Annotated in this window: 11 protein-coding genes; all 11 read left to right on the forward strand. The window is 66.4% G+C overall.

Annotated elements, in window-relative coordinates:
• Nucleotides 1-125: 125 nt before the first annotated feature.
• The 11 genes from ABZ297_RS23585 (at nt 126) to rpsS (ending at nt 12957) form a co-directional block, all read left to right on the forward strand.
• Nucleotides 126-4001, forward strand: coding sequence for a DNA-directed RNA polymerase subunit beta' (locus ABZ297_RS23585; protein ID WP_355349925.1), 3876 nt, complete (start codon nt 126-128; stop codon nt 3999-4001).
• A 1169-nt stretch (nt 4002-5170) separates the two neighbouring features.
• A complete protein-coding gene (gene rpsL, locus ABZ297_RS23590; protein WP_043623420.1) occupies nt 5171-5545 on the forward strand; it encodes a 30S ribosomal protein S12 in 375 nt (124 codons plus the stop codon).
• Between the two features lie 2 nt (nt 5546-5547).
• Complete coding sequence (gene rpsG / locus ABZ297_RS23595; protein WP_020542314.1) at nt 5548-6018, forward strand: 30S ribosomal protein S7; 471 nt, start codon at nt 5548-5550, stop codon at nt 6016-6018.
• A 39-nt stretch (nt 6019-6057) separates the two neighbouring features.
• Nucleotides 6058-8157, forward strand: coding sequence for an elongation factor G (fusA, locus tag ABZ297_RS23600; protein ID WP_355349929.1), 2100 nt, complete (start codon nt 6058-6060; stop codon nt 8155-8157).
• Between the two features lie 163 nt (nt 8158-8320).
• Entirely contained in the window at nt 8321-9514 is a 1194-nt protein-coding gene (gene tuf / locus ABZ297_RS23605) for an elongation factor Tu (RefSeq protein ID WP_350803936.1), read from the forward strand.
• A gap of 273 nt (nt 9515-9787) precedes the next feature.
• Nucleotides 9788-10096, forward strand: coding sequence for a 30S ribosomal protein S10 (gene rpsJ / locus ABZ297_RS23610; protein WP_012887830.1), 309 nt, complete (start codon nt 9788-9790; stop codon nt 10094-10096).
• A 14-nt stretch (nt 10097-10110) separates the two neighbouring features.
• A complete protein-coding gene (rplC, locus tag ABZ297_RS23615; RefSeq protein WP_355349933.1) occupies nt 10111-10764 on the forward strand; it encodes a 50S ribosomal protein L3 in 654 nt (217 codons plus the stop codon).
• Nucleotides 10761-11423 (forward strand): 50S ribosomal protein L4, encoded by a 663-nt coding sequence (gene rplD, locus ABZ297_RS23620; protein WP_355349936.1) that lies wholly within the window; start codon nt 10761-10763, stop codon nt 11421-11423. The genes rplC and rplD overlap by 4 nt, the downstream gene beginning before the upstream one ends.
• Complete coding sequence (gene rplW, locus ABZ297_RS23625) at nt 11423-11725, forward strand: 50S ribosomal protein L23 (protein ID WP_111180891.1); 303 nt, start codon at nt 11423-11425, stop codon at nt 11723-11725. Before rplD ends, rplW begins: the two co-directional genes overlap by 1 nt.
• Nucleotides 11726-11830: 105 nt before the next feature.
• Nucleotides 11831-12667 carry a 50S ribosomal protein L2 gene (gene rplB / locus ABZ297_RS23630; protein ID WP_090769688.1) on the forward strand — a complete coding sequence of 279 codons (837 nt, stop codon included), beginning with the start codon at nt 11831-11833 and terminating at the stop codon, nt 12665-12667.
• An 11-nt stretch (nt 12668-12678) separates the two neighbouring features.
• On the forward strand, nt 12679-12957 hold the full coding sequence (gene rpsS, locus ABZ297_RS23635; protein ID WP_049572698.1) for a 30S ribosomal protein S19: 279 nt from the start codon (nt 12679-12681) through the stop codon (nt 12955-12957).
• Nucleotides 12958-12976: the final 19 nt, after the last annotated feature.

Consider the following 12976-nt stretch of genomic DNA (forward strand, 5'->3'; position numbering starts at 1 on the left):
GGCATGTCCATCGAGATGCGCGACACCGACGAGGACGTCTTCCGCGCGGCGGAAGAGCTCGGTATCGACCTGTCCCGGCGTGAGCCGAGCAGCGTGGAAGAAGTCTGAGGGGGAGATCGCACATAATGCTGGACGTCAACTTCTTCGACGAGCTTCGGATCGGGCTGGCGACGGCCGACGACATCCGTCAGTGGTCGCACGGTGAGGTCAAGAAGCCAGAGACCATCAACTACCGGACTCTCAAGCCGGAAAAGGACGGGCTCTTCTGCGAGAAGATCTTCGGTCCGACCCGCGACTGGGAGTGCTACTGCGGCAAGTACAAGCGCGTCCGCTTCAAGGGCATCATCTGTGAGCGCTGTGGCGTCGAGGTGACTCGCGCCAAGGTGCGTCGTGAGCGGATGGGCCACATCGAGCTGGCCGCGCCCGTCACGCACATCTGGTACTTCAAGGGCGTTCCTTCGCGCCTCGGCTACCTGCTCGACCTGGCCCCGAAGGACCTTGAGAAGGTCATCTACTTCGCGGCCTACATGATCACGCATGTCGACACCGAGATGCGTGAGCGTGACCTGCCCTCGCTGGAGGCGAAGATCTCCGTCGAGCGGCAGCACATCGAGCAGCGCCGCGACGCCGACGTCGAGACCAGGCAGAAGAAGCTCGAAGGCGACCTGGCCGAGCTGGAGGCCGCCGGCGCCAAGGGCGACCAGCGCCGCAAGGTGCGCGAGGGCGCCGAGCGCGAGATGCGTCAGCTCCGCGACCGGGCCCAGCGCGAGCTGGACCGCCTCGACGAGGTCTGGAGCCGCTTCAAGAACCTCAAGGTCCAGGACCTCGAGGGCGACGAGCTGCTCTACCGCGAGATGCGCGACCGCTTCGGCCGCTACTTCAAGGGCGGCATGGGCGCGCAGGCGATCCAGGACCGCCTGATCAGCTTCGACCTCGACGCCGAAGCCGAGAACCTGCGCGAGACGATCCGCAGCGGCAAGGGCCAGAAGAAGGCCCGCGCGCTCAAGCGGCTCAAGGTCGTGTCGGCGTTCCTGAACACCACCAACTCGCCGCGCGGCATGGTCCTCGACTGCATCCCGGTCATCCCGCCGGACCTGCGCCCGATGGTGCAGCTCGACGGTGGCCGGTTCGCGACGTCCGACCTGAACGACCTGTACCGCCGGGTGATCAACCGGAACAACCGCCTCAAGCGTCTGCTCGACCTCGGTGCGCCCGAGATCATCGTGAACAACGAGAAGCGGATGCTCCAGGAGGCCGTCGACGCGCTGTTCGACAACGGCCGTCGCGGTCGCCCGGTCACCGGGCCCGGCAACCGTCCGCTGAAGTCCCTCAGCGACATGCTGAAGGGCAAGCAGGGCCGGTTCCGCCAGAACCTGCTGGGCAAGCGAGTCGACTACTCCGGCCGTTCGGTCATCGTCGTCGGCCCGCAGCTCAAGCTGCACCAGTGCGGCCTGCCCAAGCAGATGGCGCTGGAGCTGTTCAAGCCGTTCGTGATGAAGCGCCTGGTCGACCTGAACCACGCGCAGAACATCAAGTCGGCCAAGCGGATGGTCGAGCGTGCCCGTCCGGTCGTGTGGGACGTGCTGGAAGAGGTCATCACCGAGCACCCGGTGCTGCTCAACCGCGCGCCGACGCTGCACCGTCTGGGCATCCAGGCGTTCGAGCCGCAGCTGGTCGAGGGCAAGGCCATCCAGATCCACCCGCTCGTCTGCACCGCGTTCAACGCGGACTTCGACGGCGACCAGATGGCCGTGCACCTGCCGCTGTCGGCTGAGGCCCAGGCCGAGGCTCGCATCCTGATGCTCTCGACCAACAACATCCTCAAGCCGGCCGACGGCAAGCCCGTGACGATGCCCACCCAGGACATGGTCATCGGCCTGTACTGGCTCACCACGCAGAAGGACGGCGCCGAGGGCGAGGGCCGGGTCTTCGGCTCGATCGCCGAGGCGCAGATGGCCTTCGACCGTCGCGAGCTGGAGATCCAGGCGAAGATCCAGATCCGGCTCAAGGACGTCCTGCCGCCTCGCGACTGGGTCGCGCCCGAGGGCTGGGAGCAGGGCGACCCGATCCGCCTGGAGACGACGTTCGGGCGGTGCCTGTTCAACCAGACGCTGCCCGCGAGCTACCCGTTCGTCAACTTCCAGGTCGGCAAGAAGCAGCTGTCCACGATCGTGAACGAGCTGGCCGAGACCTACCCCAAGGTCGAGGTCGCCAACTCGCTCGACGCGCTCAAGGACGCCGGCTTCCGCTGGGCGACTCGCTCCGGTGTGACGATCTCGATCGACGACGTGGTCGCGCCGCCGAACAAGTCCGACATCATGGAGAACTACGAGCGCCGGGCCGACAAGGTCCAGCGTGAGTACGAGCGTGGTCTGATCACCGACGAGGAGCGCCGCCAGGAGCTCATCGAGATCTGGACCCACGCGACGGCCGACGTCGAGACCGACATGGTCAACGCCTTCCCGGCGACCAACCCGGTCTGGATGATGGTCAACTCCGGCGCCCGAGGCAACAAGATGCAGGTGCGCCAGATCGCCGGTATCCGTGGCCTGGTGTCCAACACCAAGGGTGAGACCATCCCGCGTCCGATCAAGGCCTCGTTCCGCGAGGGCCTGTCGGTGCTGGAGTACTTCATCTCCACCCACGGTCAGCGGAAGGGTCTGGCCGACACCGCCCTGCGTACCGCCGACTCGGGTTACCTGACCCGTCGTCTGGTGGACGTCGCGCAGGACGTCATCGTCCGCGAGATCGACTGCGGCACCGACCGCGCGGTCCCGCTGCACGTCGGCGAGCGCGACGCGTCCGGCAACCTGGTCAAGGCGGAGAACGCCGAGTCCAACGTGCACGGCCGCATCCTGGCCGAGGACGTCGAGGTCGACGGCAAGGTCATCGTGTCGGTGGGCACGGACATCAACGACATCCACGTCACCAAGCTGGTCGACGCCGGTATCGAGACGGTCCGCACCCGCAGCGCGCTGGTCTGCGAGGCCAAGATCGGTGTCTGCGCGACCTGCTACGGCCGCTCGCTGGCCACCGGCAAGCTCGTGGACGTCGGCGAGGCGGTCGGCATCATCGCCGCCCAGTCGATCGGCGAGCCCGGCACGCAGCTGACGATGCGTACCTTCCACACCGGTGGTGTGGCCGGTGCCGACATCACGCACGGTCTGCCCCGAGTCCAGGAGCTGTTCGAGGCGCGCATCCCCAAGGGTGTCGCCCCGATCTCCGAGGCCGAGGGCAGGGTCCGCATCGACGAGACCGACAAGGCCAGGAAGCTGGTCATCACCCCCGACGACGGGTCGGAGGAGATCGCCTACCCGGTCTCGATGCGCTCGCGCCTGCTGGTCTCCGACGGCCAGCGCGTCTCCGTCGGCCAGCAGCTGGTCGCCGGTGCGGTCAACCCGAACGAGGTGCTGCGCATCCTCGGCCCGCGTGCGGTGCAGCTGCACCTGGTGGCCGAGGTCCAGCAGGTGTACCGGTCGCAGGGTGTGTCGATCCACGACAAGCACATCGAGATCATCGTGCGCCAGATGCTCAAGCGGGTGAACGTGCTGGAGTCGGGCGAGACCGACCTGCTCCCCGGCGAGCTGGTCGAGCGTCCGCGCTTCGAGCAGATGAACCGCGAGACGGTGGCCGAGGGCGGTTCTCCTGCCGCGGGCCGTCCGGTGCTCATGGGCATCACGAAGGCGTCGCTCGCCACCGAGTCGTGGCTGTCGGCGGCCTCCTTCCAGGAGACGACCAGGGTCCTGACGGACGCGGCGATCCACGCCAAGTCCGACTCGCTCCTGGGCCTGAAGGAGAACGTCATCATCGGTAAGCTCATCCCGGCCGGTACGGGTATGCCCCAGTACCGCAACATCCGGGTGGAGCCGACCGAGGAGGCCAAGGCCGCGATGTACACGGTCGGCGGCTACGACGGCTCGGCGGCCGACTACACCTTCGGCACGGGCAGCGGCGAGGCCGTCCCGCTGGAGGAGTACGACTTCGGCCAGTACAACCGGTAACACGGCGTAAGGCGACGCGCCCGGTCTCTTCGGAGGCCGGGCGCGTTCGTTTTGGGGCGGCTTCCTGGGTGCCGCGCATGATGTGAGGGCGCGTGTCGGCGGGAAGCGTCGTGGTGGTGCCTTGCGGTCGGTGGCACTCGTCTGACTCCTCGGCGGGAGAAGGCCGGAGGCTGCCCACTTTCGCGGCAGCGGGCGAAACGTCGGTGTGGCGGGCGGAGCGCCAGGCCCTCGGCCGTTGGCCGGCCCACGGACTCCCGGGGTGTGCGTGATGAGAACGGCGATGTCGTCGGTGCTGCTGCGATCGTCATCGCGGGCTTGGGCTGCGGCACCGGCTCTTCGCACCTCGCCGACGCCCCTGTGCGCGCCGCTGTGGCTCTGCCCCGTGGCTGCCGGGACGGAGGGATGGCTGGGGCGCTGTGCGCCGGTGAGCGGGCAAACGGCGTGCCCGATCGGGCGGTCCTGGGGCCCACCGTGGAGGAGGGTTGTGTCGGCGATCTGTTCAGGATGGTGCGGAAGATCGCGCAGCAACGCGATGTCCCCGTGTGCAGCGTCAGAGTGGCGAGGCCTGCCGTCGAGGTGGGGTGTCGGCCGTCCTCGGCGGCAGTGCGGACTTTCTCTGTTCGGCGCCCCGTCCTGTGTTCATCCAGTAGGGCGTATGGCGGGGTGGGGGCGGCGCCTGGGGTTCATTCGTCGGACCCGCGGCGCGCCTTGCCGCAGTCACGTTCGCCCGGCGTCGGCCCGTACGCGGGGCCCGGCGCTATGCACGGAGGGGGGTGGCGCGTTCGCCGTCCTGTCGAAGCGCGCCGAAACGCTCCCCGAGCCGGATATCATGTCTCGGGAGCAGTAGCCGGGCATGGCTCGAAGCAGGCTCAGTGACCAGCGGAGTGACAAAGCTTGTCCGCTTTGTCGCGCTGCTTTGACGTGTCGCGTGGGCCTGGGTAGTCTTGTGCATCGTGCCCGTTGCTAGCGGGCTCTCGACCGTGCGCTCATTGCGGGAGCGCGGGACGGCTTCCTGGCTCGTAGTCCTCGTGGATGTGATTGCGCGAAGAGCGCGACACGCCCGAGCGCGGGGGCGCGGGAGCAAGGAATACCAGCAGGTCATGACACCGGCAGAACCTGCGAATTGAACAAACAGACGTAACACCGGCCAGGCACGAAACGGAGTGGCAGTGCCCACTATTCAGCAGTTGGTCCGCAAGGGCCGGCAGGACAAGGTCGCTAAGACCAAGACTCCTGCCCTCAAGGGGAGTCCGCAGCGGCGCGGTGTGTGCCAGCGCGTTTACACCACGACTCCGAAGAAGCCCAACTCGGCACTGCGCAAGGTGGCCCGCGTTCGGCTCACGAACGGCATCGAGGTCACGGCCTACATCCCGGGTGTGGGTCACAACCTGCAGGAGCACTCCATCGTGCTCGTGCGTGGCGGTCGTGTGAAGGACCTGCCGGGTGTTCGCTACAAGATCATCCGCGGCTCGCTCGACACCCAGGGTGTCCGCAACCGCAAGCAGGCCCGTAGCCGTTACGGCGCGAAGAAGGAGAAGAGCTAACAATGCCTCGCAAGGGTTCTCCTGGCCGTCGTCAGCTGATGGCTGACCCGGTTTACAGTTCGCCGCTGGTCACTGCCCTGATCAACAAGGTGCTTCTGGACGGCAAGCGCTCCATCGCGCAGTCGATCGTCTACGGCGCCCTCGAGGGCTGCAGGGAGAAGACGGGCAACGACCCGGTCGTCACCCTGAAGCGCGCGCTTGACAACGTCAAGCCGACGCTCGAGGTCCGCAGCCGTCGAGTCGGTGGCGCGACCTACCAGGTCCCGGTTGAGGTGCGCGCCGCGCGCAGCACCACCCTGGCCCTGCGCTGGCTGGTGCAGTACTCCCGCGCCCGCCGCGAGAAGACCATGACCGAGCGCCTCATGAACGAGCTCCTCGACGCCAGCAACGGCCTCGGGGCGAGCGTGAAGAAGCGCGAGGACACCCACAAGATGGCCGAGTCCAACAAGGCCTTCGCCCACTACCGCTGGTAACCCCGGCGGGTTCGACGAGACGACGAGGACGCGAGAGAAGTGGCCACCACGACCGCTCTTGACCTGGCCAAGGTCCGAAACATCGGGATCATGGCCCATATCGACGCGGGCAAGACCACCACGACCGAGCGCATCCTGTTCTACACCGGCATCAACTACAAGCTCGGTGAAGTCCACGAGGGCGCTGCCACCATGGACTGGATGGAGCAGGAGCAGGAGCGCGGCATCACGATCACGTCTGCCGCGACGACCTGTGAGTGGCTCGGTCACACCATCAACATCATCGACACCCCGGGTCACGTCGACTTCACCATCGAGGTGGAGCGTTCGCTTCGCGTCCTCGACGGCGCGGTCGCCGTGTTCGACGGCGTCGCTGGTGTCGAGCCGCAGTCGGAGACGGTGTGGCGCCAGGCTGACCGCTACGACGTTCCGCGCATCTGCTTCGTGAACAAGATGGACCGCGTCGGCGCGGAGTTCCACCGCTGCGTCGACATGATGATCAACCGTCTGGGCGCGACCCCGGCGGTCATCCAGCTTCCGTGGGGCGTTGAGGCCGACTTCAAGGGCGTCATCGACCTCATCAGGATGAAGGGTCTCATCTGGAGCGCCGAGGCTGCGAAGGGCGAGATGTACGACACCGTCGACATCCCGGCCGACCACGCCGAGGCGGCGCGCGAGTGGCGCGACCGGCTGATCGAGACCGTCGCCGAGAACGACGACGAGCTGATGGAGCTCTTCCTCGAGGGCGTCGAGCCCACCGAGGAGCAGCTGATCGCGGCCATTCGCCGCGCCACGGTGAGCAGCTCCATCAACCCGGTGCTGTGCGGCACCGCGTTCAAGAACAAGGGCGTGCAGCCCCTGCTCGACGCGATCGTCGCCTACCTCCCCGCCCCGACCGACATCCCGGCCTTCAAGGGCCACGCGGTCGGCAAGGAGGACCAGGTGATCGAGCGTCACGCGGACCCGAGCGAGCCGTTCTCCGCGCTGGCCTTCAAGATCGCCAGCGACCCGCACCTGGGCAAGATCACCTATATCCGCATCTACTCGGGCACGCTCGAGGCCGGTTCACAGGTCGTCAACTCTGTGAAGGGCAAGAAGGAGCGGATCGGCAAGATCTACCAGATGCACGCCAACAAGCGTGAAGAGCGGCCTACGGCCACCGCTGGTCAGATCGTCGCCGTCATGGGTCTGAAGGACACCACGACTGGCGACACGCTGTCCGACCCGTCGAACCAGGTCGTGCTCGAGTCGATGACGTTCCCGGCTCCGGTCATCAACGTCGCCATCGAGCCCAAGACCAAGGGCGACCAGGAGAAGCTGTCCACCGCGATCCAGCGCCTGGCCGAGGAGGACCCGTCCTTCCAGGTCCGTCGCGACGAGGAGACCGGCCAGACCGTCATCTGGGGCATGGGCGAGCTTCACCTGGAGATTCTCGTCGACCGCATGCGGCGCGAGTTCAAGGTCGAGGCCAACGTCGGCCGTCCCCAGGTCGCCTACCGCGAGACCATCCGCCGCAAGGTGGAGAAGATCGACTACACCCACAAGAAGCAGACCGGTGGTTCTGGTCAGTTCGCGCGGGTCATCATCAACCTCGAGCCGCTCGGCGAGGGCAACGACGGCTACGAGTTCGAGAACAAGGTCACGGGTGGCCGTGTCCCGAGGGAGTACATCCCGTCGGTCGACGCGGGCGCTCAGGAGGCCGCCGAGTTCGGCGTGCTGGCCGGCTACCCGATGGTGGGCGTGAAGGTGACGCTGACCGACGGTGCCGCGCACGACGTCGACTCCTCGGAAATGGCCTTCAAGATTGCCGGCTCGATGGCCTTCAAGGAGGCCGCGCGCAAGGCCGACGCTGTGCTCCTTGAGCCGATGATGGCCGTCGAGGTCACCACGCCCGAGGACTACATGGGTGACGTCATCGGCGACCTCAACGGTCGTCGCGGGCAGATCCAGGCGATGGACGAGCGGGCAGGTGCCCGAGTCGTCCAGGCGCTCGTGCCGCTGTCTGAGATGTTCGGCTACGTGGGCGACCTGCGTAGCAAGACGCAGGGGCGCGCGAGCTACAGCATGCAGTTCGACTCCTACTCGGAGGTGCCTCCGGGCATCGCCAAGGAGATCGTCGCGAAGGCCCGGGGCGAATAGTCCCGGGACCCCAATGGCGGGTGCCGAGTGATCGGTGCCCAGCCGCCATAGGGGCCTCGGCCCCTGGTGAGGCGGTGCGAGCCGCCTCACCGCTTAGGGGTTCGGGATTACCCGGGCCCGAGTGTGCAGACGAAAGTCAGTCAGATTCTCAAGGAGAGAACCAGTGGGCAAGGCCAAGTTCGAGCGGAACAAGCCGCACATGAACATCGGCACCATTGGGCATATCGACCACGGTAAGACCACTCTGACCGCGGCGATCACCAAGGTGCTTCACGACCGTTTCCCCGAGCTGAACCAGGCTACGCCGTTCGACAAGATCGACAAGGCGCCCGAGGAGAAGGCCCGCGGTATTACGATCTCCATCGCGCACGTCGAGTACCAGACCGAGAAGCGCCACTACGCCCACGTGGACTGCCCCGGTCACGCCGACTACGTGAAGAACATGATCACCGGTGCCGCCCAGATGGACGGCGCGATCCTCGTGGTCGCCGCCACCGACGGCCCGATGCCGCAGACGAAGGAGCACGTCCTCCTGGCCCGCCAGGTCGGCGTTCCCTACATCGTCGTGGCCCTGAACAAGGCCGACATGGTCGACGACGAGGAGATCCTGGAGCTCGTCGAGCTCGAGGTCCGCGAGCTCCTGTCCGCTCAGGAGTTCCCCGGCGACGACCTGCCGGTCGTCCGCGTCTCCGCGCTCAAGGCTCTTGAGGGCGACGAGAAGTGGGCCGACAGCATCATCGAGCTGATGAACGCCGTCGACGAGAACGTGCCCGAGCCGCCGCGTGAGACGGACAAGCCGTTCCTCATGCCGGTCGAGGACGTCTTCTCGATCACCGGTCGCGGTACGGTCGTCACCGGCCGTATCGAGCGCGGTGTCGTCAAGATCAACGAGCAGGTCGACATCATCGGCATCAAGCCGGAGAAGACCACCACCACCGTCACCAGCATCGAGATGTTCAACAAGATGCTCGACGAGGGTCACGCGGGTGACAACGCCGCCCTGCTGCTCCGCGGCATCAAGCGCGACGACGTCGAGCGCGGCCAGTGCATCATCAAGCCGGGCACGACCACCCCGCACACCGAGTTCAACGGCCAGGTCTACATCCTGTCCAAGGACGAGGGCGGCCGCCACACGCCGTTCTTCAACAACTACCGTCCGCAGTTCTACTTCCGTACGACTGACGTGACCGGTGTGGTGAACCTCCCCGAGGGCACCGAGATGGTCATGCCGGGCGACAACACCGAGATGCGCGTTGAGCTGATCCAGCCCATCGCCATGGAGGAAGGCCTCAAGTTCGCGATCCGTGAGGGTGGCCGCACCGTCGGCGCCGGTCGGGTCACGAAGATCATCAAGTAGCGCGACCGCGGGGCGGCGGTCGGCCCCCACACCGGGGCCGACCGCCGAACCACGAGGGGCGGGAACCAGCATGGTTCCGGCCTCACAGGGCTCCACGAAAAAGCCGTGATCTCGCAGTCACTTCGGCGTGACCGAAGTAACTGCCGGATCACGGAAGAAACGGCAGGCACCATACGCCTGCCACGTGGGGTCATGCGGGCTCGACCTGCATGAACAGCGGCAACAGGCCGCACGATACTTTTTCAGACGACAGCGAAGGACACCGAGGCCACTATGGCGGGACAGAAGATCCGCATCCGGCTTAAGGCCTATGACCACGAGGTCATCGACAGCTCGGCCAAGAAGATCGTCGAGACGGTGACGCGGACTGGCGCGAAGGTCGCGGGCCCGGTGCCGCTGCCGACCGAGAAGAACGTGTACTGCGTCATCCGCTCGCCGCACAAGTACAAGGACAGCCGCGAGCACTTCGAGATGCGCACGCACAAGCGGCTGATTGACATCATCGACCCGACGCCCAAGACCGTCGACTCGCTCATGCGGCTCGACCTTCCCGCGGGTGTCGACATTTCGATCAAGCTCTGAGGGAACGCACTGACATGGCTAAGACGATCAAGGGCGTCCTGGGCAAGAAGCTCGGCATGACCCAGGTCTTCGACGCGGACAACCGGATGGTTCCGGTGACCGTGGTCGAGGCCGGTCCGTGTGTGGTGACCCGTGTCCGCACCGCCGACAAGGACGGCTACTCCGCCATCCAGCTCGGCTTCGGGCAGGTCGACCCCCGGAAGGTCAACAAGCCGCTCGGCGACTACCTGCGTAAGCACGACATCACCCCGCGCCGTTACTTCGCGGAGATCCGCACCGACGACGCGAGCGACTACACCCTCGGCCAGGAGCTGCTGGCCGACACCTTCGAGGCCGGCCAGTTCGTCGACGTGACGGGCAAGAGCAAGGGCAAGGGCTTCGCCGGTGTCATGAAGCGGCACGGCTTCGGTGGTCTGGGTGCGTCGCACGGTACGCAGCGCAAGCACCGCTCGCCGGGTTCCATCGGTGGCTGCGCCACCCCGGGCCGCGTTTTCAAGGGTCTGCGCATGGCTGGTCGGATGGGTAACGTCCGCACCACGGTGCAGAGCCTCAAGGTTCACGCCGTCGACGTCGAGAAGGGCCTCATCCTGATCAAGGGTGCGATCCCCGGCGCCAACGGCAGCCTGGTCCTCGTCCGCACCGCTGCCAAGAAGGGGGCTGCCAAGTGACCAGCATTGACGTCCTCGACGCCAGCGGCGCCAAGGCCGGCACCGTCGACCTGCCCGAAGACATCTTCGGCGCCAAGGTCAACATTCCTCTGATCCACCAGGTGGTCGTGGCCCAGCTCGCCGCTCGCCGGCAGGGCACCCACAAGGCCAAGACCCGTGGTGAGGTCAGCGGCGGTGGCAAGAAGCCGTACCGCCAGAAGGGCACCGGCCGCGCCCGTCAGGGCTCGACCCGTGCGCCGCAGTTCACCGGCGGTGGCGTCGTCCACGGCCCGGTGCCGCGCGACTACTCGCAGCGGACTCCCAAGAAGATGAAGGCCGCCGCGCTGCGCGGCGCCCTGTCTGACAGGGCGTCCGGCGGTCGCGTGCACGTGGTGAGCAGCCTGGTCGCCGGCGAGACGCCGAAGACCAAGGTGGCGCTTACCGCGCTTCGCAAGATCACCCAGGCCAAGTCGGTGCTCGTCGTCGTCGGCGAGACCGACGAGATGACCTGGCTGAGCCTGCGTAACGCTCCCGAGGTCCACCTGCTGGACGCCGGGCAGCTCAACACCTACGACGTTCTCTGCTACGACGACGTGGTCTTCACTCAGGAGGCGTACGACCAGGTCGTGGCGAGGCTGTCGGCTCAGGCGGCAGCTCAGAGTGAGAAGGAAGACGCCTGATGGAGAAGATCGCCGACCCGCGCGACATCATCATCAAGCCGGTCGTCTCCGAGAAGAGCTACGGCCTGATCGATGAGAACAACAAGTACACGTTCCTGGTGAAGAAGACCGCGAACAAGACCCAGGTCAAGATCGCGGTTGAGCAGATCTTCGGGGTCAAGGTCACCAGCGTGAACACGATCAACCGGCAGGGCAAGCGCAAGCGCACCCGTACCGGTTTCGGCAAGCGTCCCGACACCAAGCGCGCGATCGTGAGCCTGGTCGAGGGCGATCGGATCGACATCTTCGGTCAGATCGGCTAGCAGCCATAGAAGTAAGCGGGCCCGCTGGGCCTGCGCGGGGCCGAGACCGCCGCACTCCTGTGCGGCGGGCTCACCCATGTAACCGACGAAGGATGAACGAAAAAGATGGGCATCCGTAAGTACAAGCCGACGACGCCGGGTCGCCGCGGTTCGAGTGTCTCGGACTTCTCCGAGATCACCCGCAGCACGCCCGAGAAGTCGCTGCTTGCGCCCCTTCACAGCAAGGGCGGCCGCAACGTACACGGCCGGGTCACCGCTCGCCACCAGGGCGGCGGTCACAAGCGCGCCTACCGGATCATCGACTTCCGTAGGCATGACAAGGACGGCATCCCGGCGAAGGTCGCTCACATCGAGTACGACCCGAACCGCACTGCCAACATCGCTCTGCTGCACTACGCCGACGGCGAGAAGCGCTACATCATCGCGCCGACGGGCCTCAAGCAGGGCGACCGTATCGAGAACGGCCCTGCGGCCGACATCAAGCCGGGCAACTGCCTGCCGCTGCGCAACATCCCGACCGGTACCTTCATCCACGCGGTGGAGCTCCGTCCCGGTGGCGGTGCCAAGCTCGGCCGTTCCGCGGGCGCTCAGATCCAGCTGCTCGCGAAGGAAGGCCAGTACGCCACGCTGCGTATGCCGTCTGGTGAGATGCGCATGGTCGACGTGCGCTGCCGGGCGTCGGTGGGCCAGGTCGGCAACGCCGAGCAGGCCAACATCAACTGGGGCAAGGCCGGCCGTATGAGGTGGAAGGGCAAGCGCCCGACCGTCCGCGGTGTCGCGATGAACCCCGTCGACCACCCGCACGGTGGTGGTGAGGGCAAGACCTCCGGTGGTCGCCACCCGGTGAACCCGAAGGGCAAGCCTGAGGGCCGCACGCGCCAGGCCAACAAGGCCAGCGACCGGCTGATCATCCGGCGTCGTAGCAAGAGGAAGAAGCGGTAGGAGCAGCCGAAATGCCACGTAGCCTTAAGAAGGGTCCCTTCGTGGACGAGCACCTTCAGAAGAAGGTCGACGTCCAGAACGAAAAGGGCACCAAGAACGTCATCAAGACGTGGTCGCGGCGCTCCATGATCGTTCCCGACATGCTGGGGCACACGATCGCCGTGCACGACGGCCGCAAGCACGTCCCGGTGTTCGTCACCGAGTCGATGATCGGTCACAAGCTGGGAGAGTTCGCCCCGACGCGGACGTTCCGCAGCCACGTCAAGGAAGACCGCCGCAGCCGGCGATAACGGCCTTCAGAAGTAAGAG

It is taken from the genome of Nonomuraea sp. NPDC005983 (assembly GCF_040614375.1).
Taxonomy (GTDB): Bacteria; Actinomycetota; Actinomycetes; order Streptosporangiales; family Streptosporangiaceae; genus Nonomuraea.

Coding starts and splice junctions, on each gene's coding strand:
- ABZ297_RS23585 (WP_355349925.1), top strand. CDS start 126: ATGCTGGACGTCAACTTCTTCGACGAGCTTCGGATCGGGCTGGCGACG.
- rpsG (WP_020542314.1), top strand. CDS start 5,548: ATGCCTCGCAAGGGTTCTCCTGGCCGTCGTCAGCTGATGGCTGACCCG.
- rpsJ (WP_012887830.1), top strand. CDS start 9,788: ATGGCGGGACAGAAGATCCGCATCCGGCTTAAGGCCTATGACCACGAG.
- rplC (WP_355349933.1), top strand. CDS start 10,111: ATGGCTAAGACGATCAAGGGCGTCCTGGGCAAGAAGCTCGGCATGACC.
- rplW (WP_111180891.1), top strand. CDS start 11,423: ATGGAGAAGATCGCCGACCCGCGCGACATCATCATCAAGCCGGTCGTC.
- rplB (WP_090769688.1), top strand. CDS start 11,831: ATGGGCATCCGTAAGTACAAGCCGACGACGCCGGGTCGCCGCGGTTCG.
- rpsS (WP_049572698.1), top strand. CDS start 12,679: ATGCCACGTAGCCTTAAGAAGGGTCCCTTCGTGGACGAGCACCTTCAG.